This window comes from Allobosea sp. FG18 (assembly GCF_057809495.1).
In genome coordinates, this window is record NZ_JBMDKB010000019.1 from 125,995 (window position 1) to 150,859 (window position 24,865).

At 66.1% G+C, this 24,865-nt stretch carries 21 protein-coding genes; 15 read left to right on the forward strand and 6 right to left on the reverse strand.

Annotation, left to right across the window (positions count from 1 at the left end; genetic code table 11):
- The first annotated feature begins 40 nt into the window (after positions 1-40).
- The 3 genes from ACODTJ_RS20670 (at position 41) to ACODTJ_RS20680 (ending at position 1,809) form a co-directional block, all read left to right on the forward strand.
- On the forward strand, positions 41-544 hold the full coding sequence (locus tag ACODTJ_RS20670) for a PAAR domain-containing protein (RefSeq protein WP_454656565.1): 504 nt from the start codon (positions 41-43) through the stop codon (positions 542-544).
- A 67-nt stretch (positions 545-611) separates the two neighbouring features.
- Positions 612-1,394 carry a hypothetical protein gene (locus ACODTJ_RS20675; RefSeq protein ID WP_488849744.1) on the forward strand — a complete coding sequence of 261 codons (783 nt, stop codon included), beginning with the start codon at positions 612-614 and terminating at the stop codon, positions 1,392-1,394.
- A 61-nt stretch (positions 1,395-1,455) separates the two neighbouring features.
- Positions 1,456-1,809 carry a RidA family protein gene (locus ACODTJ_RS20680; protein WP_336812475.1) on the forward strand — a complete coding sequence of 118 codons (354 nt, stop codon included), beginning with the start codon at positions 1,456-1,458 and terminating at the stop codon, positions 1,807-1,809.
- Positions 1,810-1,971: 162 nt separating this feature from the next.
- Here the strand turns inward: ACODTJ_RS20680 and tagH are convergent, their stop codons facing one another.
- From tagH to ACODTJ_RS20695, 3 genes are read right to left on the reverse strand one after another with little or no spacing between them, the layout of a single operon-like run.
- The gene (gene tagH / locus ACODTJ_RS20685) at positions 1,972-3,348 is read right to left on the reverse strand and encodes a type VI secretion system-associated FHA domain protein TagH (protein ID WP_454656567.1); all 1,377 of its coding nucleotides are present in this window, start codon (positions 3,346-3,348) and stop codon (positions 1,972-1,974) included.
- Between the two features lie 33 nt (positions 3,349-3,381).
- On the reverse strand, positions 3,382-3,930 hold the full coding sequence (locus ACODTJ_RS20690; RefSeq protein ID WP_454656568.1) for a DUF6931 family protein: 549 nt from the start codon (positions 3,928-3,930) through the stop codon (positions 3,382-3,384).
- A 38-nt stretch (positions 3,931-3,968) separates the two neighbouring features.
- Positions 3,969-5,828 carry a type VI secretion system Vgr family protein gene (locus ACODTJ_RS20695; RefSeq protein ID WP_488849745.1) on the reverse strand — a complete coding sequence of 620 codons (1,860 nt, stop codon included), beginning with the start codon at positions 5,826-5,828 and terminating at the stop codon, positions 3,969-3,971.
- Positions 5,829-5,946: 118 nt separating this feature from the next.
- Between ACODTJ_RS20695 and ACODTJ_RS20700 the strand changes: the two genes are divergently transcribed.
- The 9 genes from ACODTJ_RS20700 (at position 5,947) to tssH (ending at position 17,444) form a co-directional block, all read left to right on the forward strand.
- Complete coding sequence (locus ACODTJ_RS20700; RefSeq protein ID WP_454656570.1) at positions 5,947-6,504, forward strand: OmpA family protein; 558 nt, start codon at positions 5,947-5,949, stop codon at positions 6,502-6,504.
- A 172-nt stretch (positions 6,505-6,676) separates the two neighbouring features.
- Complete coding sequence (locus ACODTJ_RS20705; RefSeq protein WP_454656571.1) at positions 6,677-8,146, forward strand: type VI secretion system protein TssA; 1,470 nt, start codon at positions 6,677-6,679, stop codon at positions 8,144-8,146.
- Between the two features lie 122 nt (positions 8,147-8,268).
- Entirely contained in the window at positions 8,269-8,799 is a 531-nt protein-coding gene (tssB, locus tag ACODTJ_RS20710) for a type VI secretion system contractile sheath small subunit (RefSeq protein WP_454656572.1), read from the forward strand.
- Between the two features lie 138 nt (positions 8,800-8,937).
- Positions 8,938-10,443 carry a type VI secretion system contractile sheath large subunit gene (tssC, locus tag ACODTJ_RS20715; protein ID WP_454656573.1) on the forward strand — a complete coding sequence of 502 codons (1,506 nt, stop codon included), beginning with the start codon at positions 8,938-8,940 and terminating at the stop codon, positions 10,441-10,443.
- A 135-nt stretch (positions 10,444-10,578) separates the two neighbouring features.
- On the forward strand, positions 10,579-11,064 hold the full coding sequence (locus tag ACODTJ_RS20720; protein WP_454656574.1) for an Hcp family type VI secretion system effector: 486 nt from the start codon (positions 10,579-10,581) through the stop codon (positions 11,062-11,064).
- Positions 11,065-11,106: 42 nt separating this feature from the next.
- Entirely contained in the window at positions 11,107-11,676 is a 570-nt protein-coding gene (locus ACODTJ_RS20725; protein ID WP_454656575.1) for a type VI secretion system baseplate subunit TssE, read from the forward strand.
- A 4-nt stretch (positions 11,677-11,680) separates the two neighbouring features.
- Complete coding sequence (gene tssF / locus ACODTJ_RS20730) at positions 11,681-13,642, forward strand: type VI secretion system baseplate subunit TssF (protein WP_454656576.1); 1,962 nt, start codon at positions 11,681-11,683, stop codon at positions 13,640-13,642.
- Positions 13,639-14,703 (forward strand): type VI secretion system baseplate subunit TssG, encoded by a 1,065-nt coding sequence (gene tssG / locus ACODTJ_RS20735; protein WP_454656577.1) that lies wholly within the window; start codon positions 13,639-13,641, stop codon positions 14,701-14,703. The genes tssF and tssG overlap by 4 nt, the downstream gene beginning before the upstream one ends.
- Before the next feature lie 11 nt (positions 14,704-14,714).
- Positions 14,715-17,444 (forward strand): type VI secretion system ATPase TssH, encoded by a 2,730-nt coding sequence (tssH, locus tag ACODTJ_RS20740; protein ID WP_454656578.1) that lies wholly within the window; start codon positions 14,715-14,717, stop codon positions 17,442-17,444.
- 155 nt (positions 17,445-17,599) lie between these two features.
- On the opposite strand, the gene glpD is transcribed toward tssH, so the two are convergent.
- A complete protein-coding gene (gene glpD, locus ACODTJ_RS20745) occupies positions 17,600-19,147 on the reverse strand; it encodes a glycerol-3-phosphate dehydrogenase (protein ID WP_454656579.1) in 1,548 nt (515 codons plus the stop codon).
- A gap of 184 nt (positions 19,148-19,331) precedes the next feature.
- Between glpD and ACODTJ_RS20750 the strand changes: the two genes are divergently transcribed.
- Positions 19,332-21,170, forward strand: a complete 1,839-nt coding sequence (locus tag ACODTJ_RS20750; protein WP_454656580.1) for a TRAP transporter large permease — start codon at positions 19,332-19,334, stop codon at positions 21,168-21,170.
- Between the two features lie 68 nt (positions 21,171-21,238).
- Complete coding sequence (pncB, locus tag ACODTJ_RS20755) at positions 21,239-22,510, forward strand: nicotinate phosphoribosyltransferase (RefSeq protein WP_454656581.1); 1,272 nt, start codon at positions 21,239-21,241, stop codon at positions 22,508-22,510.
- Positions 22,511-22,528: 18 nt separating this feature from the next.
- Here pncB and ACODTJ_RS20760 read toward each other — a convergent pair whose 3' ends face one another.
- A complete protein-coding gene (locus ACODTJ_RS20760) occupies positions 22,529-23,602 on the reverse strand; it encodes a linear amide C-N hydrolase (RefSeq protein ID WP_454656582.1) in 1,074 nt (357 codons plus the stop codon).
- A 22-nt stretch (positions 23,603-23,624) separates the two neighbouring features.
- Positions 23,625-24,542: a porin family protein gene (locus ACODTJ_RS20765; RefSeq protein WP_454656583.1), complete on the reverse strand. Its 918-nt coding sequence runs from the start codon at positions 24,540-24,542 to the stop codon at positions 23,625-23,627.
- 109 nt (positions 24,543-24,651) lie between these two features.
- On the opposite strand from ACODTJ_RS20765, the gene ACODTJ_RS20770 reads away from it, so the two are divergent.
- A partial coding sequence (locus tag ACODTJ_RS20770; RefSeq protein WP_488849746.1) for a GTP-binding protein occupies positions 24,652-24,865 on the forward strand: 214 nt, incomplete at its 3' end.

Consider the following 24,865-nt stretch of genomic DNA (forward strand, 5'->3'; position numbering starts at 1 on the left):
GTGCTGAGAGGAACGAGTCCGTTCGAGCAGGGAGGCCCGCATGCCCAAGGGACCGGCCGCACGCGTCATGGACCCGGTGCTGCATCCGCTGCCGGGTATGCTCCAGCCCGGACCGGGCAGCATGAACGTGATCATCGGCGGCATGCTGGCCTGGCGCGGCGTGCCGGCTGCGGCCGCCGCCGCGATCCAGTCGGCCAAGGCCGCGGCCGATGCGACGGTGCAGGCGGCGGAAGCGGCGACGCTGGCTGCCGCCGGAACCCCCGGCGCGCCTGCCGCTCTCGCGGCCGAGATCGCGACCAAGAACGCCGTTTCCGCCAGCATGGGCTCGATGATCACCGGCGCCTCCGGGGGTGCCGACATTCACAATTGCCTGACGCCGGTGCCGCCGCCGGTGCCGCATGGCCTCGGCGTGGTCATCGACGGCTCGCAGACGGTGCTGATCAACAACCTGCCGGCCTGCCGGCTGGGCGACACGATCATCGAAGCGCTGGGCCCACCCAACAAGATCATCATGGGCCTGCCGACCGTGATCATCGGCGGCTGATCGCAGATTGATTCAGGAAAGCGACGGAAGTCGCTGAGGTGGAATCGTTTTTTCGCTGCGAGGGGCGATGGCGAAGGGCAGGCGGACGGTCCCGGACCGGGTTGAGGCGAAGCAGGAGCGCTTCCGCCACAAGATCGTGCAGCGCCTGTCCTCGGACCAGAAGCGCGCGCTCAACCACGGGCTCGCCCGCAACGGGCGCGTCGCGGAGGCGCTCTGCTTCATGGCGCTTATCCGTGATCCGGCCCGGCGCAAGCGGCCGATCCTGCCGGTGCCGAATGTCAGCTGCACGGCGGCGGTGCGCCAGTTCTTCCGGGCCGATGACGGCGAGCAGGCGGCGCATCTCCTGCCCGGCCAGCTCTCAATCGACGGCGCTTTTCCCTGGTTGTTCCTGGCGGGTCCGGCGGCGCGGCAGCTGGAAAACCTCTTTGGCTATGTCGAGCCGCTGCGGGCCGACTACAACAAGGCCGATTCCGCGGCCGAGGCTAACGGGCTGACCGATGCCTTCGCCGATGCCTGCCGGAGGGTGCTGACAGGGAAGGGCGAACCTGCCGCGGATATCTTTGCAGCCTATGAGCAGGTCTGGCAGCCGGGTGCGCTCGCCGCTTTCGCCGCGGCCGAGGCACAGAAGCGCAGCAAGCCGACCCCGCCGCCGATCGAGCGCGGCGTCGGCATGGAATACGGCATGATCCTGAATTTCGAGGAGCGGATGGCCGCTTTCGAGGACGACTCGATCTGGGCGACCTACGAGCAGCTCAGCATCCTCGGCTATTACAAGGTCGCGATGGACGACACGCCGCGCCAGCTCCAGCCGCGCGCCATCCAGGAGATCCTGGCGCTGCCGCCGGCTTGACCGGGCGGGATTGGCGGGCCAAGCGAGCTGCGCCATTTCTCCCGCGACAGGACGCAAGACCATGACCATCGAACGCATCGGATTGGCCGCTCGCTACTGCGACGCCGCCATCTTCAACGGCATCATCTTCCTCGCCGGCCATGTCGCCGAGAAGACGGAGGGCGCCTCGCTGACCGAGCAGACCGAGGAGGTGCTGGCGCTGCTGGAGGACACGCTGGCGCAGGCCGGCAGCCGCAAGGAGCGCATCCTCAGCGTCCAGATCTTCCTCACCGATATCAGCAAGATCGGCGAGATGAACGCGGTCTGGGACAAGTGGGTCGCAAAGGGGCATTCGCCTGCCCGCGCGACCGTCGAAGCGAAGCTGGCCTCGCCCGGCTATGCCATCGAGATCACCGCGGTCGCGGCGAAGGGCTGAGCCCGGCCCGCCCGGCGCTGATCCAGCGGTGTCATCCCGGGCGCAGCGAAGCGAAGACCCGGGATCCATGCCTGAGCCTCTCCGATGAATGTTCCGGTATGGATCCCGGATCGGCGCGGCTTTGCCGCTTGTCCGGGATGACACCTTGAGAGGAGAGCGTGGCTACTTCCCGCCGCGGTCGTAGCACTCGGCGAAATAGATCATGAAGGCGTCGACGAGGCCGTTCTCGTAAGGCGCGGTCTTGGCGTCCCAGCGGGCGACATAGGCCTCCCACATCTTGGCCTTGCGCGAGCCGATCAGGCCGCCAAGACCGCCATCCTGCGCCGTCGCCTCGTTGATCGCCTGCGGATCGAGGTCCTCGACCAGCATCTTCAGCGCGTGCTGCATGGCCGAGTAGGTCTTGATCTGGTGCGCCTTGAGATCGCGGAAGCTCTCGTCGAAGGCACGCTTGGCGTCGAGATAGCCGCTGCGCGGCTGGCCGAAGATCAATTGCAGGGCATCGTCGACGGTCGGCGAGAATTTCAGCGGGTTGTTGTCCTGCGCCTGGATCATCGTCTGGCTGGTACTGCGGGCGATGCGCTTGGTCTCGGCGCGGGCGGCGAGCAGCCCCTTCAGCTCCTCGGCGATCAGCCGCATCAGGCCGCCGAGCTGCTCGGCGAAGGCGCCGGGGTCCTGCGTCGCGAGGGCCTGCGGCGAGACGCCCGCGCCCTTGGCGAAGCGCTGCATGAACTCGCCCATCGAGATCGGCGCGGGGGCATTCGGTTGCGGCGCGGGCTCGGCCGGGAAGGGCGGTGGCATGAAGCCAGGCTCGGGAGCCTGCTCAACCGGTGCCTCGGGCGGAACCGCAGCTTCGGCGGGCTCGTCCCATGGGCTGGCGCTGGCGAGACTGCTCGTCGGCGGACGGCGCGGGGTCGGAATCGGTGCGACCGGCTCCTCCGGCGGAAGGGGCTGCGGCTGGAGGGGCGCCCAGGCGAATTCGTCGTTCCGCGCGGCAGACGGCGACCAATCCCGTGCCGGTGGCGGAGCGGGGTCGGTGCTCGGAGCCGGAATATCGGCGGCCCAGTCGATGAAGCCCGCGTGGACCGGCTTGGCGTGGTTCGGTGGCATCAGGTCGCGGCGCGCGATCGGCGGGGCGGCGTCTTCGCTCGGAGCCCACAGCGATTCCGGCTGGGCCGCATAAGGCGGGGGCGGGGCGGCTGCGCCGGAGGCCTGCCCGGCTTCGTCGGCGATGGCGACCGCGATGATGTAGTGGCCGATCTCCAGCCTGTCGCCGTTCTGGAGCCGGTAGGGCGATTGCACGCGGTGCTCGCCGCCATTGACGAAGGTGCCGTTGGTCGAGATGTCGCGCAGCCACCAGCCGCCGTCGCGGAAGCGGATCTCGCAATGGCGGCCGGAGACGGCGCGCGACGGGTCCGGCAGCGCCCAGTCGAGATGCTGGTCGCGCCCGATGTCGAGGCCGCGCCCGCCGCTGGTGGTCACGCTGAGCGGGCCGCCATCGGGCAGCGAGGTTTCGTTCTCGATCGTCAGTGTCAGCGCCATCGCGGACGTCCCGTTCCGGCCTGGGTCGAGGTATCAGCGCTTGCCGGCATCGTCTTCAGCCAAACGAATGCATGCTTCGACGCAGGTGCGCAATGCGCCGTCGCGCTCGCGCGCCGGCAGGCGGTTGATCGCGTTGAGCACTGCGATCCGGGCCATCTTCGCGGTCAGGTCCGGGGGCGTCGGGATCGGGTTGCTCTCCGACATGCTGCCGCCGGAATAGCCGGCAGCCCAGGCGACGAAGGTGCCGGGTCGCGCGCTGTCGCCGGCCTGCGCTTGTCGCAGCGCCTCGAAGCGGGTCTTGTCGCCGGGCTCTCGCACCCAGGCTTCGGCGGCGGCAAGGCCGGGGTCCTGCGTGCCGGGTGGCTGCATGGAACGAACCGCCTGGAGCGCCCACCACACCGTCTCGCGCCGGGGCAGTAGGAAGGCGCAGAAGCTCGCTGCCTCCGTCGGCGCCGGACCCCTGACGAGCCGGCCGAGGAAAGCCAGCGGCGGCTCGGTGGTCGGCGCCATCGTGACGGCCTGATGGGCCGAGGGGTAGGTCTCGAACACTTCGCGGGCGGTGCTGAAGCGCAGGCGTGACATGGAGGCTCCGGCCGTTCTGTCGTGATGGGTCTACGTGGTCAGTTGATGTTCACCATCGGGGCGTTGATGACGAGCATGCCATCGCTCTTCACCTCCGTCTTGGCCTGGCTATGGATCGTGATGGTCGGCGATTTGATCTCGATGCTGCCGGGCGTCATCTTGATCGTGCTCTCACCGACCTTGAGATTGATCTCCCGGAGCGCCTCGATGTCGAGCTTGCCGTTCTGGACGTCGAGCTTGTCGTCGCCCTTCTTCAGCGTGGTCTCGCGCGAATAGCCGCCGCCGTCGTAGCGCTCGCCGATATCGCGGGTCTCGATGTTGTTGACCGTGATCTTGTGATCCTTCTCGGTTCGGATCTCCAGGACCTCCTGGTCCTTGCGATCCTCGAACTTGATCTCGTTATAGGTGTCGGAGAAGCCGGCTCCGTCGGTGGATTCCGACTTGAGGCCGGACTGGGTCTTGTTCGCCGGCAATTCGTAGGGCGGCTTGTGCTGGTCGTTGACCACGGCGCCGACGACGAGCGGCAGGTCCGGATTGCCCTCGATATATTCGACGATGACCTCCTGGCCGATGCGGGGAATGATCTGGCCGCCCCAGCCCTTGCCGGCCCACATCTGCGCGACGCGGGTGCGGCAGGAGGTCGAGCCGTCCTCGCGGTCCCAGTGGAAGCGCAGCCAGATCCGGCCATATTCGTCGACGTCGATATCGCCTTCCTCGCCCTTGTTCTTCTCGCCGACGACCTTGGCAGTGTGCGGCCCGTAGACGGTCGGGCGGGGCGTCACGATCGGCGCGCGGAAGCGCTTGTCGCTCTTCTGGAGCTCGTAGGAGCCGTGATAGAGCGCCTCGTCCCGGCGCCCCGAGGAGCGATAGCTCTGGATGCCATAGGCATGGGTCGCGCGGACGACGATGTATTCGCTGTTCTCGGCGCCGGTCGGATGGTCGATGAGCTTCATCAGCGCGCCGGGATAGAGGCTCGCGGCGTCGCCGCCGGCATAGCGGCGGTCGTCTTGCGCCTGCTCGGCTTGCGCCATCACGCGGGCGAAATGCTCGCCCTGGTCGCGCTTGGTGTAGGCGGCCGGGTAGTCGTAGGCCTCGTAGGACTTGGCCTTCGGGAAGCCTTCCTCGGCGCGGGCCGTGAGATCGGATTCCGATTTCTCGAAATCATAGTCCTTGAGCTCGAACTTGCCGGTGCGCAGGCGGCGGATCGTCGACCACTGGGTCAGGTGCTCGACGGCGCTGCGCGGGAAGCGGTTTCCCTGCGGCACGAAGGCGTAGCCTGAGGCGTCGCCCTGGAAGCTCGGCTCGGCCGCGGCCTGGACCTGGTCATGGCCGGAGCGGGAATCGCAGAGCACCAGCTTGTGGTCGCCGTCGCTGTGCTTGAAATAGTAGTAGATGCCGTATTGCTCCATCAGCCGCAGCACTAAATCGAGATCGGTCTCGCGGTACTGAACGCAGTAGTCGATCGGCTGGAGCGTCTCGCTGGTGCGGTCGTCGAAGCTCGCCGAGCCCTCCTTCTTGAAGATCTCCTTGATGATGTCCAAGGCGGTCTTGTTCTTGAAGATCCGGCAGTCTGCACGCTGCGAGAGCAGCCAGAGCCAGGGCTTGAGCGTGAAGCGGTAGATGTAGAGATCATCCTGCTTGCCGAGCCATTGCGCGTCGACCAGCGTGCCGTTCAGGACGCGCTCGCTCTTGTTCTTGAGCGTGAACTTGATCGCGCATTTCTCGCTCATGATGCTTTGCAGGTCGGCATTCTCAGTCTTGCTGGCCGCCTCGACATTATACGTAAATAATTCACTCAAAGCTTCGCCGGCTTCGAACTTTATAATAGTAAATTCGTCTTTCCCCTTTGGTGTCGAGAAAGATGCAGTGCTATTTTCTTGCCTCAGGGCGGATGGCATCAACTGAACCTTTCGATTCGTGCTGCTATTTTTATATTGACGTAGGTTATTTCTGGAGTCATCCTTTCATCCCTAAGTCATCGACCGCCAGATGGCGACACTCAGCGGGAGAGTTCCCATGCGCAAGCAGCCCGGCTTCACTGCCTTTGTCGCCCTGACCGGCGCTTTGGTTCTCTCCACGGCGAACGGGGCGGGGGCGCAGACCTACAAGGCCGACGACATCGTCAAGCATTTCGGGCCGGCCGTGGCGCCGAAGCCCGCCATCACGCGCGGCCTCTGCGTCGGCACGGAAGCCGAATGCGCCAGGGCGGGGCAGGTGGTCGAGCCGGCCAAGCCGGTCAGCGCCTTCGATCTCGTCGTGAAGTTCAAATACAATTCCGACGAGCTGGAGCCCGAGGCGAAGCTCAATCTCGACGAGTTCGCCAAGGCGCTGAAGACGCCGCAGCTCGCGAAGCAGACCTTCATGGTCGAGGGGCATACCGACGCTGCCGGCAGCGCGGCTTACAATCTCAACCTGTCGCAGCGTCGCGCCCAGGCCGTGGTTCGCTACCTCGGCGGGCATGGCGTCAAGGCTTCCAATCTGGTGGCCAAGGGCTATGGGCAGAGCAAGCCGATCGCGGCCGATCCGCTTTCCGGCGACAATCGCCGGGTGGAGACCCGGCTGCGTACCGAGTGAAGCACGATACGAAGTGGCTGCGGCGACCCCGGCCGTGACCGGGCCGCCGCTCCTGCTAGCGCATTTTCGAGCGAAGTGGATGCCGGTTCGCGTGAAGAAAATGCGATAAAACAAAGATTTGGAGCATTTTGGCGCTTCGGGGAAGTGCGGAAATGCTCCCGCGGGGAGAGCGATGGCGGGCCTGAATTTCGCCGAACTGACGAAGCCGATCTCGGCTGAGGAGCCCTGCGGGCCGGATCTCGAAGACGATCTCGATTTCATGAACGCCACGGCGCGGCTCGAGGTCGCGCTGCCGGCCTCGTATTTTCGCCGCGACGATGACGGGCGGCAGATCGCCTTCGACCGGACGAGCATCGAGTTTCCCGCCGCCTTCGCCGAACTCGGCAAGCTCCTGGAGCGCTCGCGCGATCTCAGGGTCTTCGTGCTCGCGGCCAAGCTGACGATCCTCAACCGCGACGTGCCGGGCTTCACTGCCAGCCTCTCAGCCATGGCCGATCTCCTCGGCTCGTACTGGGACGAGATGCATCCCAGGGCGATGGACGGCGATTTCGTGATGCGCGAGGTCGCCCTGCAGGGGCTCGACGAGCTGGCGACGGTGGTGCTGCCGCTGCAGCACGCGCCGCTCTTCGTCAGCCGGCGGATCGGACCGTTCATGTTCCGCAGCCAGCTCGTGGCAAGCGGCGAGACCAAGCTGGTCGACGGCGAGCAGCATCCCGATGCGAGCACGATCCAGGCGGCGCTGGGCGAGGTCGAAGCCGAGGATCTGGTCGCGGTGCTCGGCCGGGTGAATGCGGCGCGGGATGCGCTCGCGCGCCTGCGCGCGACCTGGCTGGAGAAGGTCGGTGTCGATCATCCCCTCGGCTTTCCGCGCCTGGCGACGCTGCTGGACCAGATCGCCGCCTTCCTCGACGCGGCGGTCGCACGGCGCGTCCCGGGCCATCAGGCGACGGGGCCGGAGCTCGTGGCGGCCGCTCCGCAAGGGTCGGCAGCAAACACCGCAACCTTCAGTCCCGGCAGCCTTTCGAGCATCCTCCATGTGAAGGATACGCTGGCTGCCTGCCTCGGCTACTTTCGCAAAACCGAGCCTTCGAGCCCGGCCGTCCTGCTGATCGGGCAGGCGCAGCAGCTGATCGGAAAGTCGTTGATCGAGGTCATCCAGATCATGTTCCCCGACCAGGTCGACAAGGCGGTCTTCGAGATCGGCGACCAGCGCCGGTTCCGGCTGCCGCTGGAGCGGCTGCCCGCGCCGGACGGCTATGAGGCGGAAAGCGAATACGAAACCAGCGGCGACACGGACGAGAGCTACGCCGACAGCGCCGATGAGGCCGAGGACAGCTCCGACGGCGATGCCGAGGCGAGCGAGGAGGCTTCCGACGGGAGCGATGGCGAGGATGTTGTCGTGGAGGCGGCCGAGGAGGCCGTTCCCGCGCCTGCCCCGGGGCCGTCGGCGATCACAATCGGCAGCCGTGCGGATGCGGTCAACGCGATGAGGGCGGTCGCCGCCTTCTATCGCCAGGTCGAACCCTCGCACCCGACGCCGCTCCTGATGGACAAGGCCTGTGCGCTGGCGCAGCATGATTTCATGTCGCTTCTCGGCAACATCCTGCCAGATGTCGTGCCGGTCCCGGAAGTCGATAGCTAGGGAAGTTTTTCGTCATCGCCTTGAACCTCCCGTCACGCTCAAGCGACTATATCGAGGACGGGTGAAAACGGATAGGATGTCACGTTACGTCTGCGTGGCACGAATGCAGAGGGGCACGTCACATGGCTGGAGATTCTGGACAGAAGTTCATCCGCCGCAACAGGCCGCCTCGGGTCCATATCACCTACGAGGACCCGTATAACGCGGAGCAGAAGGTCGAACTGCCTTTCGTCATGGGCGTCATGGCGGATCTGTCGGGCAACGCCTCGGCGGTCGAGAAGAGCGACATCTCGCAGCGCAAGTTCCTCGACTTCGACATGGATAATTTCGATCAGCGCATGGCCGCGATCGAGCCGGCCGTGTCCTTCAACGTGCCCAACAAGCTGGGTGACGACAGCAACGAAAAGCTCTCGGTGGCGCTGAAATTCTCGAAGTTCGACGATTTCAACCCGGCCGCCATCGCCCGCCAGATCCCGGCGACGGGGAAGCTGCTGGAGGCGCGCGAGCAGCTCGCCAACCTGCTGCGCTACATGGATGGCAAGATGGCCGCGAGCGACCAGATCAAGGCGCTGCTGGCCGATCCTCAACTGATGGCGGCGCTGAAGGACAAGCTCGGCAAGGGCGAGCCTTCCGAAGACAAGACGGCGAACTGAGGGCAGGGCGCAGGCCTGCGCCGGCCGCGAAAGCCGGGACCGGTTTTCGCAGGAGCAATATTCCGGATGATCTGAAGCGATCCCGCCCATTTGGGACGGGGGGCAGGGCCTGCAGGCGGTTAAGCGAGCGAGGCGGCAATGGCAGCGGAAGCACAAACCCAACGGCCCGGCGGGGCAGCAGTCGAAACGCGCGAGATCGACGATTTCTCGTCGATCCTGAAGCAGAGTTTCAAGCCGAAGACCGAACGGGCGGCGACCGAGGTCGAGAACGCGGTCGCGACCCTGGTCAACCAGGCGCTGGCGGACCAGACCCTGATCAAGGGCGACGTCATCGACACGATCGAGGAGATGATTGCCCGGCTCGATGCCAAGCTGACCGAGCAGATGAACGAGGTGCTGCACGCACCCGAATACCAGAAGATCGAAAGCGCCTGGCGCGGTCTCAACTATCTCGTCTTCAATTCGGAGACGGATGCGCAGTTGAAGATCAAGGTGATGAACGTCTCCAAGGGCGAGCTTTACCGCAATCTCAAGACCTATCCCGGCGCGCGCTGGGACCAGAGCCCGCTGTTCAAGCAGGTCTACGAGCAGGAATTCGGCCAGCTCGGCGGACAGCCCTTCGGCTGCCTGGTCGGCGACTACCATTTCAGCCATGTCCCGACCGATGTGCAATTGCTGCGCGATCTGTCGAAGGTGGCGGCGGCGGCGCATGCGCCGTTCTTCGCCGGGGCCGACCCGACCCTGATGGGCATGGACACCTGGACGGAGCTGTCGAATCCGCGCGATCTCGGCAAGGTCTTCGACACGCCGGACTACGCGGCCTGGAAGGGCCTGCGCGATGCGGCGGATTCCCGCTATGTCGGCCTGTGCCTGCCGCGCGTGCTGTCGCGGGTGCCTTACGGCGCCAAGTCCGAACCGGTCGAGGAGTTCGCCTTCGAGGAGGATACCGACGGGCACAAGGGCGAGAAATACGCCTGGATGAACGCGGCCTACGCGATGGCGGTCAACATCAACCGCGCCTTCAAGGAATATGGTTGGTGCACGCGCATCCGCGGCGTCCAGTCGGGTGGCGAGGTTCTGAACCTGCCGACGCATACCTTCCCGACGGATGATGGCGGCGTCGACCTGAAATGCCCGACCGAGATCGCGATCAGCGACCGGCGCGAGGCTGAGCTGGCGAAATCCGGCCTGATCCCGCTGATCCATCGCAAGAACACCGACAAGGCCGCCTTCATCGGGGCGCAGTCGCTCTACAAGCCCAAGGCGTTCTCCGGCCCCGACGGGGTTGCGGCGACGGCTTCGGACAACCTGTCGGCGCGGCTGCCCTACATGTTCGCAGTCTCGCGTTTCGCGCACTACCTGAAGTGCATGGTTCGCGACAAGATCGGCTCCTACAAGGAAAAGGAGCCGCTGCGCCGCTGGCTGCAGGAGTGGATCACCGACTATGTCGACGGCGATCCGGTCAATTCCAGCGAAGAGACGAAGGCGCGGCGCCCGCTCTCCGATGCGCGCATCGACGTCTTCGAGGACGAGGAGAACCCTGGCTACTACTCGGCCAAGTTCTATCTGCGGCCGCACTTCCAGCTCGAAGGCATGGATATCGGCCTGAGCCTGGTCTCGCGACTGCCAGCTCCCAAGCAGTGACCGTCACCTGATCCGGTGACGGCGACAACGAGGATCTTTGGCGCGCCGGCCGTGTGAGGGCGGCGCGACAGGAGAAGTGCGTCCACGGCGGGCTCGCATCCGCGTGCCCATGCAATTCCTACCCTGGAGGTAAAAATGGCTAGCGACTTCCTGCTCGAGATCGACGGCATCAAGGGCGAAAGCAAGGACTCCAAGCACAAGGATACGATCGAGGTCGATTCCTTCTCCTGGGGCATCAGCAATGCGGGCTCGCATGCGTCCAATGCGGGCGGCGGCGCCGGCAAGGCGAGCTTCCAGGACGTGCATTTCACGTCCTCGGTCGGCAAGGCCTCGGCCAATCTCGCGCTGTTCTGCGCCACCGGCAAGCACATCAAGAAGGCGGTGCTCTTCGTCCGCAAGCAGGGCGACAAGCAGCAGGACTACTATGTGCTGACGCTGGAGGACCTACTGGTGTCGAGCTATCAGTCCGGCGACGCCGCCGGCGGTTCGAGCATCCCGACCGATCAGTTCTCGCTGAACTACGCCAAGATCAAATACGAGTACAAGGCGCAGAAGGCGGACGGCACCCTCGAGTCGCCGATCACCATGTCGTACGACATCAAGGCCAAGGAAGCGAAGTAAGACGAAGCGTATCGGCTCCGGCCCCGTGCCGGAGCCGATACCTTGCCGGCAGCGTGGCAGATCATGGTCGATCCCGTCTCGAAGAAGCGGCTCAGGCCGCCTTTGATGTTCGCATTCCGGGAGGCGCATCTGGAAAAGGATGCGAAGACCGCGCTCGACCTGAGGGACGAGGGCGGTGAACGCGTGATTGCGCCGCGCCGGGCCGCCCCTCGCGCCGCGATTACCGAGCAGAAGCTGCGCCGCGAGATCGCGCTCGACCTCGATGCGCTCGTCAACACCATCAATCTCGGCTCGTGCCTCGATCTTTCCGGGCTCGACCATGTGCGCCGCTCGGTGCTCAACCACGGCTTTCCGGACCTGACCCGGCTCTCGATCGACGAGCATCGCGTCGATGCCATCCGCGAGGACCTTGCCGATGTGCTGGTCGGCTACGAGCCGCGCCTGATCCGCAAATCGGTCGCCGTCGAGCGCGACGACAGCCTCGACCCGGCCGAGCTGAAAGTCCGTTTCCTCGTTCGCGCCGATCTGAATTGCGAACCGCTCAATATTCCCGTCCAGTTCGTTGCCGATCTCGAGCTGGACACAGGTAAAATCGCCATCAAGGGCCGGTGACGCGATGAACCAGGAGTTTCTCGACCTCTACAATCAGGAACTTCGGCTCTTCATGGAGCACAGCAAGGAGTTTGCCGAGGAATATCCGGGGATCGCCGAGCGGCTCGGCGGGTTGGCCGGCGAGCGCATGGACCCGATGGTCGGTGGCCTGTTGGAGGGCGCGGCCTTCCTCGCCGCGCGCGTCCAGCTGAAGCTCCGGCACGAGTTTCCCGAATTCACCAACAACCTGATCGAGCAGCTGCTGCCGAACTATCTGGCGCCGACGCCCTCGGCGCTGCTGGCCGGCGTGGTGCCGACCTATTCCGATCCGGCGCTCCGCGAGGGCATGCGGATCGCGCGCGGCTCCTATATCGACGCGACCTATCTGGAGCGCGAGCGCCGGGTCGCCTGCCGCTATCGCCTCGGCGGCGATGTCACGCTCTGGCCCTTCGAGATCACGGCAGCGGAGTACATCCCGGCTCCTGGGCCTTTGCAGGCGCTCGGCCTGCGCACCGGCCCGCGGGCATTGTCCGGCCTGCGCATTTCGCTGACCCACCGGATGATGGCCGATCGCGAGCAGGAGCCCTCGGCCGCGCAGGCGCTGAAGAACCCGGCGAGCTGGTTCGCCGGATGTCGAACCCGTGAACTGCCGGTCCATCTGCTCGGCAGCGAGGCCGATGCGGTGGCGCTCTACGAGCAGTTGTTCTCGAACTGCATCGGCATCCACTTTCGCCATCTCGACGAATTCGGCGATCCGGTGGTGACATCGGGCGATGGTTGCCGGCTCGAACAGATCGGCTTCGACGAGGATGAGGCGCTGCTGCCGGCCGATACCCGCGTCTTCCGCGGCTTCGACCTGCTGCGCGAACTGTTCTGGTTCCCGCGCAAGTTCCTGGGTTTCCGGCTGGAAGGGCTCGCCGGCATCATGCCGAAGCTCAAGGCCAAGTCGGTCGACATCATCTTCGTCTTCGACGAGGCGAACACGCGGCTGCCTGCCGCCGTGCGCAAGGAGATGTTCGCGCTCTATGCGGCGCCGGCGATCAACCTGTTCGAGAAGACGGCGGACCGCATCCCGGTCAAGACGAACCAGCACGAGTTCCATGTCGTGCCCGACCGCAGCCGCGCGCTCGACTACGAGCCGCACAGCATCCTCTCGGTCCACGCGCATTATGTCGGCGGGCGGGAGAAACAGCCGGTCCACCCGCTCTATTCCTCGCCGGAGGGCGCCTCGCCGACGCAGGGGCTGCACTTTACGCAGCGCCGCCTGCCGCGCCGCCGCTCCTCGGTCGAGCGCCGGCAGGGCAGGGCTTCAGACTATACGGGCACCGAGATGTTCATCTCGCTGGTCGAGCCGGCCGGTGTGTCTGATACCGCGTCCGTCGCCGAGCTCAGCGTGCGGGCGCTCTGCTCCAACCGGCACCTGACCGAGCATCTGCCGACGGGGCAGGGCGGCGCCGATTTCCGCCTGATCGACAATGTCTCGCTCGACATCGCCTGCCTTGCCGGGCCGACGCCGCCGCGCGAGCCGGTCGTCTCCCAGCTCAAGCTGCGCTCGGAGACCGCGAGCACAGGCGTCGTGACTTGGCGGCTGGTCAATCTGATCAGCCTCAATCATCTCGGCCTCGTCCAGCGCGGCGCCGGCGAGAACGGCGAGGCACTGCGCGAACTGCTCTCGCTCTTTGCCGATCTCGCCGACAGCGCCACCGAGCGGCGTATTCGCGGCATCAAGGGCGTCGACAGCCGCGCCGTGGTGCGCCGCTTTCCGCAGCGGGCGGGGACCGGTGCAGCACGCGGGCTGGAAATCACCGTGCTGCTCGATGAAAAGGCGTTCGAGGGCTCGGGCGTCTTCCTGCTCGGGGCGGTGCTCGATCGCTTCTTCGCCGAATATGCGGCGATGAACCATTTCACCCAGACGGTGATCCGCACCGTCGAGCGCGGCGAAGTCATGCGCTTTCCGCCGCGCGCCGGTGCGAGGCGCATCCTGTGAGCGAGGACGCGGCCACCCCGCTGGAGAAGGCGCCGGACTACCAGGCGCAGCTCGAGGCCGAGCCCTGGCGCTTCGATTTCTATGCGGCGATGCGCCGGCTGGAGCGTAGCTTCCCCGACCGGCCGCGCGTCGGCGACGTCGCCTCGCGCCGCGACGAGTATGTCGCGCTGGGCGAGCAGCCCTATCTCGACTTTCCGGCGTCGAGCATCGCGGAAGCCGATCGCGACGGGCAAGGGCGCCTGCGGCTCTTCGTCAAGTTCCTCGGCCTGCTCGGCCCGCAGGGGCCATTGCCATTGGCGACGACCGAGGAGAGCTATCATTGGACGCTGGCGCGCGACGACGCGTTCCCGCGGTTCCTCGACATCTTCAACCACCGCTTCCTGCAGTTGTTCTACCGGGCCTGGGCGGATTCGCGACCTGTCGCCCAGCATGACCGGCCCGATCTTGACCGTTTCGCCGCGTATATCGGCAGCATGATCGGGGTGGGCTCGAAGCCCTATCTCAAGCGCGACAGCGTGCCCGATGCCGAGAAGCTCGCCCATGCCGGGCTGATCGGCGCGCAGGCGAAATCGGCCTCGCGCCTGCGGCGCTTCCTCGCCGGGCTGTTCAAGGCTGATATCGAGATCGAGCAGTTTACGGGCATGTGGCTGGTCTTCGACCCGGTAGACCGGACGCGGCTCGGTGGTTCGCATTGCACGCTGGGCAGCGACGCGCTGCTGGGCGGCAGCGTCTACAGCGTCGAGGACAAGTTCCGCGTGAAGATCGTTGCTCGCGACCTCGAACAGTTCGCGCGCTTCCTGCCGGATGGCGACCGCTGCGAGCCCCTGGCCGATGCGGTGTTTTTCCATCTCGGCGAGCAGTTCGAATGGGATGTCGAGCTTGCCCTGCCGGTCGGTGCGGTGAAGCCGGTCCGGCTCGGTCAGTCCGGCCATCTCGGCTGGACGAGCTGGATGGCGCCGAACTGGAATGTCGAGGAGGGGGCGCTACGCCGCGACGCCCGCTTCCATCCCGCCGAAAGCCTGCGCCTGAAACGAAGCCGCACTGCCGCTACCGGACACTGAAGGGGACGACCATGGCCGATATCAGCCTCGAAGCCGTCACAGGCAAGCTCAACCGGGTCGGCTACGACACCTTCCTGCAGGCGCTCAGGCAGGCGAAGGGGGCGGGGAATCGCAATGTCGAGCTGGCGCATTGGCTGCTCCAGATCCTGCAGGGTACCTCGAACGACCTGACCCTGACCGCCGATCACTATAAGCTCGACCGGGCCAAGATGCTGATGGAGCTCGGCGGCGTGGTCGAGGGCTTCCGCCGCAACGAGACGGAGATGCCGGGCATCGCCAACCACATTGTCGATATCCTCGACCGTGGCTGGCACTACGCGACCCTGTTCTTCGGGGAGACGCAGATCAGGACCGGCCATCTGCTGGTTGCCGCGCTGAAATCGACCGAACTGCGCCGCGTGCTCTCCGGTCTGTCCAAGGAATTCTCCAAGATTCCGGTCGAGGAACTGGCCGCAGGCTACGGCAAGATCTGGGAAAGCTCGGAAGAAGAAAACCTGCGGCCGATGGACGGATCGGGCCTGCGCGCGGCAGGCACGCCCGGCGCCGAACAGGCCGAAGGGGCGAAGGGCACGACCGCGCTCGACCGCTTCTCGCAGGACCTCACCGTCAAGGCTCGCTCCGGCACGATGGACCCGATCCTCGGCCGCGACGACGAGATCCGGCAGGTCATCGACGTGCTGATGCGGCGGCGCCAGAACAATCCGATCCTCACCGGCGAGGCCGGCGTCGGCAAGACCGCGATCGCGGAAGGCTTCGCCCAGCGCGTCGCTTCGGGCGACGTGCCGCCGCCGCTCCGGGGTGTGCGCGTCTGCGCGCTCGATATCGGCCTGATGCAGGCTGGCGCCTCGATGAAGGGCGAGTTTGAGCAGCGCCTGCGCTCGGTGATCGACGAGGTGCAGTCCTCACCGACGCCGGTGATCCTGTTCATCGACGAGGCGCATACGCTGATCGGTGCCGGCGGGCAGGCCGGCACGGGTGATGCCGCCAACCTGCTGAAGCCCGCTTTGGCGCGCGGCACTTTGCGGACGATCGCGGCGACGACATGGTCGGAATACCGCCAGTATTTCGAGAAGGACCCGGCGCTGACCCGGCGCTTCCAGCCGGTTCAGGTCGATGAACCCGACGTGGCGCGCTGCTGTACGATGCTGCGCGGGTTGATCGGCCCGATGGAGAAGCATCACAAGGTCCGCATCTCGGATGCCGCCATCGTCGCGGCGGTCTCGCTCTCGCATCGCTACATCCCGGCGCGGCAGCTCCCCGACAAGGCGGTGAGCCTGCTCGACACGGCCTGCGCCCGCGTCGCCATCAGCCAGAGCGCGACGCCGGCCGCGATCGAGGATGCGCGGGTCGCGATCTCCTCTCTGGAGCAGGAGAAGGCGGCGCTGACCGCCGATGCCGATCTCGGCACGGATACCACCAAGCGGCTTGGCGAGATCGAGGTCGAGATGGCGGAGAAGGGGGAGAAGCTGACGGGGCTGGAAGGGGCCTGGACGGGTGAACTTAGCATCGTCAAGGAGATCAAGGCGCTCTGGGCCAAGCTCCGCGAGATGGCGCCGCAGTCGACGGCCGATGCCGTCCAACCGGAGGCGACCGAGAATGTCGCGTCCGCGCCGGCCCAAGCCGAAGCTCCGGCGTCCGAGCCAGCCGTCGATCCGGCGGAATCGCGCGCGGCGCTCAACGCCAAATTCGCGGCGCTGAGCGAAGTCGATCCGGCCAACCGGATGATCTACGCCCATGTCGACGAGCAGTCCGTCGCCTCAGTCGTCTCCGACTGGACCGGCATCCCTGTCGGCCGGATGGTCAAGGACGAGATCGAGACCGTGCTCAACCTCGCGGAGACGCTGAACAAGCGCGTCGTCGGGCAGGGCCACGGCATCGGCATGATCGCCAAGCGCATCGAGACCAATCGCGCCAGGCTCGACAATCCCAACAAGCCGATCGGCGTCTTCATGCTCTGCGGCCCCTCCGGCGTCGGCAAGACCGAGACGGCGCTGGCCTTGGCGGAATCGCTCTATGGCGGCGAGCAGAACGTCATCACCATCAATATGAGCGAGTTCCAGGAGGCGCATACCGTCTCGACACTTAAGGGCGCGCCTCCCGGCTATGTCGGCTATGGCGAGGGCGGTCGCTTGACGGAAGCGGTCCGGCGCAAGCCCTATTCGGTGGTGCTGCTCGACGAGGTCGAGAAGGCGCATCCCGACGTGCACGAGCTGTTCTTCCAAGTCTTCGACAAGGGCCAGATGGAGGATGGCACCGGCCGGCGCATCGACTTCAAGAACACGCTGATCATCCTGACCTCGAATGTCGGCACTGACGAGATCATGAGCCTGTCCGCCAATGGCGCGGCCAAGCCCGATCCCGAGGCGATGGCGGTGTCGCTCAGGCCTGCACTGCTGAAGGTTTTTCCGCCGGCGCTGATCGGGCGGCTCGTGACGATCCCCTATTATCCGCTGTCCTCGGACATGCTGGCGGGAATCGTGCGGCTCCAGCTCGGCCGCATCGGCAAGCGTCTGGCCGAGAACCACAAGGCCGCCTTCGTCTATGATGACGCGGTGGTCGAACACATCGTCGGCCAGTGCAACGACCCGGATTCGGGCGGGCGCATGATCGACAACATCATCACCAACTCGATGCTGCCGGCGCTGTCGCGGGCGATCCTCAACCTGCAACTGGAGAAGAAGCCGCTGACCGAGGCGAAGGTTTCGGTCGAGGGGGGGCAATTCGCCTATCAGGTAGCGTGAGGCCTCCAACCCGAGGTGTCCGTCATCCCGGACAAGCTGCGCAGCAGCGCCGATCCGGGATCCATCGTAAAGCTCCCGAGCCCTCGGATGGATCCCGGGTCAAGCCCGGGATGACGGCGCGGTTCGGAGGGCCGACGGCAAGCTTCGAAATTCGCTCAGGCCGCTAGCGCTACTTGCCGCATGAACGCGTCGAGCGCTTCGCTCTCGGCCTTCGAGAGCCGCAGGCCCAGCTTGCCCCGGCGCCAGAGCACGTCCTGCGCCCGGCGCGCCCATTCCGCCTTCATCAGGTAGCGCACCTCGCGCTCGTAGAGATCGGCGCCGAAATGCCGGCCGAGATCGGCGAGGCTCTTCGTATCGCCGAGGATGTCGCGGGCGCGGGTGCCATAGGCGCGGGCGAGCCGCGTCGCGCTGCGCCGTTCGAGCCAGGGGTAGGCTGCGGCAATCTCGCCAACCAGCTTGTCGAAACCGCCGACCGGGAAATCGCCGCCGGGCAAGGCACCGGCAACCGTCCATTCGGCGCGTGCCGCCCAAGGCGCGAGCGGCGCCAGTTTTGCGATCGCGGCCTCGGCGAGGCGGCGATAGGTCGTGATCTTGCCGCCGAAGACGGACAGCAGTGGCGCTTCGCCCTCGGGAGCATCGAGCGTCAGGACGTAATCGCGCGTCGCCTCCTGCGCCTTCGAGGCGCCGTCGTCATAGAGCGGGCGCACGCCGGAATAAGTCCAGACCACCGATTCCGACGTGACGGGCTGGCGGAAATACTCGCTCGCGGCGGCGCAGAGATAGGCGATCTCGTCCGGCGTCGCGACGACCTCGGCGGGGTCGCCGTGATAGTCGCGGTCGGTCGTGCCGATCAGCGTGAAATCCTGCTCGTAGGGGATGGCGAAGATGATGCGCCCGTCCGCGTTCTGGAAGATGTAGCAGCGGTCGTGATCGTAGAGTTTGGGCACGACGATATGGCTGCCCTGGACCATGCGGACGCCGGCCTTGGCATTGGTGTTGATGACACCGTTCAGGACCTCGCCGACCCAGGGGCCGGCGGCGTTGACGAGCGTGCGCGCCCAGACCGTCTGGCGGCCTTCGGGGCCGTCCGCGTCGAGCTGCCACAGGCCGTTCTCGCGACGGGCGGCGGTGACGCGGGTGCGGGTGTGGATCGCGGCGCCGCGCACGGCGGCGTCCATCGCGTTCAGCACGACGAGGCGGGCATCCTCGACCCAGCAATCGGAATATTCGAAGGCCTTGGCCCGGTCGTCCTTCAGCGGTTGGCCGGCGGCGTCATGGGCGAGGTCGAGCGTGCGCGTCGCCGGCAGCAATTTGCGGCCGCCGATATGGTCGTAGAGGAACAGGCCGAGCCGGAGCAGCCAGGCCGGGCGCAGGCCCTTGTGATGCGGCAGCACGAAGCGCAGCGGCCGGATGATATGCGGCGCGATGGCCCAGAGCCGCTCGCGCTCCATCAAGGCCTCGCGCACCAGCCGGAATTTGTAATGCTCGAGATAGCGCAGGCCGCCATGGATCAGCTTGGTCGAGCGCGAGGAGGTGGCGCTGGCGAGATCATCCTTCTCGAACAGGACGACCGAAGCGCCGCGCCCGGCCGCGTCGCGGGCGATGCCGCAGCCATTGATGCCGCCGCCGATGACGGCGAGGTCGTAGGGGATGGCGGGGGCCGTGCCGAAGCCGGCTAAGGGCGAGGTCGTTTCGGAAGCCATGCGCGTCTTCTGGAAGGCTGGAAAAGGCGGATCGGTGGCACCATCCAATCCCGGCCGAGGCGCCGCCACAAGTCCGCTCCTGCGGCGAATACAGGGATGATGTCAATTCAGGCCGCTTGACGCGCGGCCCGCGAGGCCGGAACAGGGCGTCCGGACGGGGCATGGCGGCAGGATGAGCCAGTCGGTGGATCGAAATCACGGGAGCGGCTTTCCGGTACGGGCGGAGGCCGTATTCCGCACGATGCTGGAGTTCGCCGGCGCCGCGATCCTGGCGGCGCTGTTTCTCGTGGTCATGGCGGCCGTCCTGCAGCGCTATCTGTTCGGCGGCGGCTTCGTCTGGTCGGACGAATTGGCGATCTGGCTGCATCTCGCGCTGATCGCGGTCGGCGCGCCGCTTGCCGTCACCGGCACATTGGCGATGCGGCTTGATGTTCTGGTCCGCTTGCTGCCTGCCATACCTCGGCGCGTTGCTTCCATTCTCGCGGATGCCATCGCTTTCCATGGCGCATTCGTGCTGGCGGCCGGCGGGGCGAATGTCGCTTTGCTCGTTGGCGGCCATTCCACCGTGCTCGGCCTGCCGGAGGCCCTGCGCTTCGCCGTCTTTGCCTGCGGGGGCGGGCTGACGATCATAGCGCTTTTTCTGCGCGCCGGGCTGGAGCGGGGCTGGGCCGGCGCGGTGGCGGCGCTGGTGCTCGGCGGTGGTTGCTACGGATTGGCGCAGCTCTCCTTCGATCTCTTTCCGACGCCGAGCCTGGTTGCGGCGCTCGTCGCGGGAGTGGGGCTTCTGCTCGGCGTGCCATTGCCCTTCGCCCTGCTGGCGGGCGTCTCACTGACCGGGCCGTTCGGCGGATTGATGCCGGAGCCGGCGATCGTCCAGACCATGGTCGGTGGCGTCGGGAAGTTCCTGCTGCTGGCAATCCCTTTCTTCCTGCTGGCCGGCGAACTGCTGACAGCGGGCGGGCTCGCCGAACGCCTGATCCGCTTCGCCGCGACGCTGGTCGGGCACTGGCGGGCGGGGCTGGCGCAGACGGCGCTGGTCGCGAGCGTGCTGTTCTCAGGCGCATCAGGGTCCTCGGTCGCGAATGCTGCCTTCGGGGCCAAGGTCATGGCGCCGACCCTGGTGGCGCGCGGCTATCCGCCGGCCAATGCGGCGGCGATCGTCGCCGGCGTGTCGATGCTCGACAACATCATCCCGCCCTCGATCGCCTTCCTGATCCTGGCGAGCGCGACCAATCTTTCGGTTGGCTCGCTTCTGGTCGGCGGTTTCGTCGCAGGCGGCGTGCTGGCGCTGGCCTTGGCGATCGGCATCCATCTCAGTGCGCGCGGCGTCGTCGACGCGGCGCCGAAGGCGAGCGCGGCCGAGCGGGGCAGGGCGCTGATCGGCGCCATCCCCGCGATCGGGCTCGGCATCGTCGTGGTCGTCGGTATCCGCTTCGGCGTGGTGACGGTGACGGAAGCTTCGGCGCTCGCCGTCGCCTATGCCGTCATCGCCTGCCTCGCGCTGCGCAGCCTGAACGGGCGCGGGGTGCTCGCCGCCTTGCGGAAATCGGCAGCGGAGGCTGCGGCGATCGGGTTGCTGATCGGCGCGTCCGCCCCCTTCGCCTTCCTGCTTGCGGTCGACCGGGTCTCCGAGCAGATGGCCGGGCTCGTCACCGCGTTCGGCGCCGGACCTTATGCGGTGATGCTGCTCGCCAATCTCGTGCTGCTGGTCGCCGGGCTCTTCCTCGATATCGGCGCAGCGATCCTGCTGCTGGCACCGCTGCTGCTGCCGGTCGCGGTGGCGGCGGGGCTCGATCCGATCCAGTTCGGCGTGGTGCTCGTCGTCAACCTGATGATCCACGGGCTGACGCCGCCGCTCGGCATCCTCGTCTACGTCGTCAGCGGTATCATGCGCGTGCCCGCCGGGGCGGTCTTCAGAGAGGTGCTGCCGTTGCTGGGCGTATTGCTGGTGGCCCTCATGGTCCTGTCGCTGGGCATGGCTGCGTGGCCCGCGCTTGCGCCGGGGCTCAAGGCGCTGTTCTGATGCGCTCTCCTTCGCCCGGCGCCCGCGCCGTTCCAACGCCTACGCCGTGAGCCGGCCCGGACTTCGATATGATCTTCACCGACATCGCGACGCGGACCTACAATCACGGTTGGCGGCTCGACCCGATCATCCGCAGCCTGCTCGACACCGATTTCTACAAGCTGCTGATGCTGCAGATGATCCGGGCCTTCCACCCGGATGTGCAGGTCACCTTCTCGCTGATCAACCGCTCGAAGCATATTCGCCTCGCCGATATCGTCGACGAGGGCGAGCTCAGGGCGCAGCTCGACCATGCCCGCTCGCTGCGCTTCACCAAGAACGAATTGATCTGGCTCGCCGGTAACAGCTTCTACGGCAAGACGCAGATGTTCTCGCCGGAGTTCATGGCCTGGCTCGCCGATTTCCAGTTGCCGGATTACGACCTTCGCAAGGTCGACGGGCAGTATGAGCTGCATTTCGAGGGACCCTGGACCCACAGCACGATGTGGGAGGTGCCGGCGCTCGCAATCGTCAACGAGCTCAGGGCGCGCCGAGTCATGCTCGGCCAGAAGCGCTTCTCGCTCGACGTGCTCTATGCCCGCGCCAAGGCCAAGATGTGGGACAAGGTCGAGCGGCTGCAGAAGCTGCCGAATCTCAAGCTCTCCGATTTCGGCACGCGCCGCCGCCATGGCCATCTCTGGCAGCGCTGGTGCGTCGAGGCGCTGAAGGAGGGCCTGGGATCGGCCTTCACCGGCACCTCGAACGTGCTCTTGGCGATGGATGCCGATCTGGAGGCGATCGGCACCAATGCTCATGAATTGCCGATGGTGCTGGCGGCGCTCGCCGATTCGGACGAGGAGTTGCTGCGCGCGCCTTACCGCGTGCTCGACGAGTGGCGCCAGGTCTATGGCGGCAACCTGCTGATCGCGCTGCCCGATGCCTTCGGCTCGCAGAGCTTCCTGCGTCATGCGCCCGACTGGGTCGCCGACTGGACCGGCTTCCGCCCCGACAGCGCGCCGCCGATCCCGGCCGGCGAGACCATCATGGCCTGGTGGCGCGAGCATGGGCGCGACCCGCGCGACAAGATGCTGGTCTTCTCAGACGGGCTCGATGTCGATGCGATCGAGCGCGTCTACCATCATTTCGACGGCAAGGTTCGCATGGCCTTCGGCTGGGGCACGGACCTGACCAACGACCTTGTCGGCTGCTCGCCGGACGGCTCGCGCGCGCTCGACCCGATCTCGCTGGTCTGCAAGGTCACCAAGGCGAACGGGCGCCCGGCGGTGAAGCTCTCCGACAACCCCGAGAAGGTCTCTGGCGATCCGGAGATGGTGAAGCGCTACCGGCGGGTGTTCCAGTAAGCCGCTGCGCCGTCGGCTCTATGGCGTGAGGCCGAGGAAGGCGAAGGGCTTTGCCGCCACGAACCTGTCCGTGGCGTCGCCGGCATAGATGTGATCCTGGTCGGTGCCGAGATCGAGTTTGCGCGTCCCGGCGGCCTTCGCGAAATCGATCTTCTTCAGGTCGACCCAGAAGGTGTTCGGCGTCAGCGCCGATTCGAAGAAATAGAGCTTGCGGGCGTGGTCGACGACCGTGCGCCAGCGCGTCGAGGAGATATTGGGTTCCTCCGGTGTGTTCAGCCCGAACGGCACCGAAACGTTGCGGATCACGCTGAAGACGCTGGCGACGGCCCGGTTCGGATCGTCGAATTTCGGGATCGCATTCGCGTAGAAGGAGGCGCGGGCGAAGCGGTCCGCGGCCCGGTTGGTGCCGGGCAGCATCACCGTGCCGCCGATCTGCTTCCAGTATGCGTCGAGGGCGAGCTGTTTGTCGAAGATCGGCGAGTTGGTCATCACCTGGTAGCGGCGGTCGTGGTGGATGACCTGCTTGCCGCCGATGTATTCGACGATGGCGCTGTCGCCCGTCGCGTCGGACATCGAGAGATGCAGCGTCGCCAGCCGGGTCTCGCCCGGCACGGCGTCGGTGATGATCGTGAACGGCTCTTGGCGCAGGGCTTCGACGGCCTCGGCGACCGTGGCGAAATTGTCGAGCACATATTGCGCCCAGGCAGCGATCGTCAGGCCCGGCTTCGAGCCGGCGTCGAACTTCGGGTATTCGGATTCAACGAGCCAGAGCAGGTTGGCGGAAAGCCCGGCCTCGTTGACGCCGTCCGTGGTCGAGATGTCGTAGCCCGAGGCGATGACGCTGCCGTATTTCGCGGTCCAGCGGATCGAGTTCGGTCCGGCTTCGCCGGTTCGCTCGACGCCGCGCGGCATGATCCAGAGATTGGTCGCGACATCGCTTTTCCAGTCCATCGAGCGCGCAGTCACCACCCGTCCGCTCGCGCCGAAATAGACCAGCCGTGTACAGGCTTCGGCAGCTGTTTGTGCGATCAGGGCCGCGGCAAGGGTGAAAGCCGCGACGTGGCCGCCGCGACGACGATTTTCTCGAATCATCTGCTTGTCCTGAGATAGGCGCTTAAAAACGCATGGTCAGGCCGACGGCCGGCCCATGCTGGGTCACGTCCCAGCGGAAGCGGCTTCGCCCGGTAAAGTCGTCGGCAGCATAGTTCTGGTGGATCGCGCGGTAGCCCGCTCGCAAGGTCGTTTCACGGCCGAGCAACAGCATTCGGTAGCCTAGATAGGCCTGCGCGTGGAGGCTGTACTGCGACGCGTCGGTTCCGCCTGCGTCGGCTTCGGCGAACAGGTTCCAGCGATCCGTCAGATCCGCATTGATCCTGAGGCCGACAAAAGGGTCGTACCATCCGGAGGCCTTGCCGAAACCGAAGCCTGGCACACCGACGTCGCCGGAAAGCCTGGTCCAGCGAATGCCGGCGGTCGGTTCGAACGAGAGAGACCGCGGACGACCGAAGACCGTCGTTCCGCCAAGCTCGGTTTCGTACAGCTTGAAGAAGGCGCCGGCCGACAGCCGGGTGGTGGCGACGCCGAGCGAGACTCGATGTGCCAGCAGATGCTTGCTCTGGCTGGTCTCGACATATTGCCCGTCGACATAGAAGCCGAAGCGGCCATTGGTGACCTCGGCATTGCCCATCACGGCGAGGTCGAGTTCGTCGAGGACGTCGGAGAAGGGAATGCCGATGCTCGTGCTGATTCCGGCGAGCGAACCCTTGCCCTTGAGGGAGGCTCCCCAGGCATAGGGGCTGACGAGGAGAGCCCAGTCCCGAGCGGGCTTCGATGGTCGCGCCTGTTCCAGAGCAGCCGCCGGCCCGTTCCATGCCATGCTCAGCAAGGCAACGCCGCGCCAGAAACCCCTCGTTTTTCGCCGAACCATCCTGCCCCCCTCAGTATGATTCCGGGAACTTACCGATGCGGGCGCTTGGCGCAAGCCGGTGAGGGCGGGATAGCTGCCCGTGCCAGCCGGGTGTTTTCGTCGCACGGCTCTCGCGTGCGGGATCGAACGCGACCAATCTTGCGTCGCCGCGCAAAAACCCCTAATGCGACCGCGTTTCTGGGCCCGAAGGGCCGCCTTCGAGGACAAGGGTGTCATGGCCAAAGAGAAGTTTTCGCGGAACAAGCCGCACTGCAACATTGGAACGATTGGTCACGTTGACCATGGCAAGACGTCACTGACGGCTGCGATCACGAAGGTTCTGGCCGAGACGGGCGGCGCTGCGTTCACGGCGTATGACCAGATCGACAAGGCTCCGGAAGAGAAGGCTCGCGGCATCACGATCTCGACGGCTCACGTCGAGTACGAGA

Bases quoted from the DNA above. Each gene is read 5' to 3' on its own strand.
- ACODTJ_RS20675 (WP_488849744.1), top strand. From the start codon at position 612: ATGGCGAAGGGCAGGCGGACGGTCCCGGACCGGGTTGAGGCGAAGCAG.
- ACODTJ_RS20695 (WP_488849745.1), bottom strand. From the start codon at position 5,828: ATGCCATCCGCCCTGAGGCAAGAAAATAGCACTGCATCTTTCTCGACA.
- ACODTJ_RS20700 (WP_454656570.1), top strand. From the start codon at position 5,947: ATGCGCAAGCAGCCCGGCTTCACTGCCTTTGTCGCCCTGACCGGCGCT.
- ACODTJ_RS20680 (WP_336812475.1), top strand. From the start codon at position 1,456: ATGACCATCGAACGCATCGGATTGGCCGCTCGCTACTGCGACGCCGCC.
- tssF (WP_454656576.1), top strand. From the start codon at position 11,681: ATGAACCAGGAGTTTCTCGACCTCTACAATCAGGAACTTCGGCTCTTC.
- ACODTJ_RS20720 (WP_454656574.1), top strand. From the start codon at position 10,579: ATGGCTAGCGACTTCCTGCTCGAGATCGACGGCATCAAGGGCGAAAGC.
- glpD (WP_454656579.1), bottom strand. From the start codon at position 19,147: ATGGCTTCCGAAACGACCTCGCCCTTAGCCGGCTTCGGCACGGCCCCC.
- tssB (WP_454656572.1), top strand. From the start codon at position 8,269: ATGGCTGGAGATTCTGGACAGAAGTTCATCCGCCGCAACAGGCCGCCT.
- tssC (WP_454656573.1), top strand. From the start codon at position 8,938: ATGGCAGCGGAAGCACAAACCCAACGGCCCGGCGGGGCAGCAGTCGAA.
- tagH (WP_454656567.1), bottom strand. From the start codon at position 3,348: ATGGCGCTGACACTGACGATCGAGAACGAAACCTCGCTGCCCGATGGC.
- pncB (WP_454656581.1), top strand. From the start codon at position 21,239: ATGATCTTCACCGACATCGCGACGCGGACCTACAATCACGGTTGGCGG.
- ACODTJ_RS20670 (WP_454656565.1), top strand. From the start codon at position 41: ATGCCCAAGGGACCGGCCGCACGCGTCATGGACCCGGTGCTGCATCCG.
- ACODTJ_RS20705 (WP_454656571.1), top strand. From the start codon at position 6,677: ATGGCGGGCCTGAATTTCGCCGAACTGACGAAGCCGATCTCGGCTGAG.
- ACODTJ_RS20690 (WP_454656568.1), bottom strand. From the start codon at position 3,930: ATGTCACGCCTGCGCTTCAGCACCGCCCGCGAAGTGTTCGAGACCTAC.
- ACODTJ_RS20760 (WP_454656582.1), bottom strand. From the start codon at position 23,602: ATGATTCGAGAAAATCGTCGTCGCGGCGGCCACGTCGCGGCTTTCACC.
- tssH (WP_454656578.1), top strand. From the start codon at position 14,715: ATGGCCGATATCAGCCTCGAAGCCGTCACAGGCAAGCTCAACCGGGTC.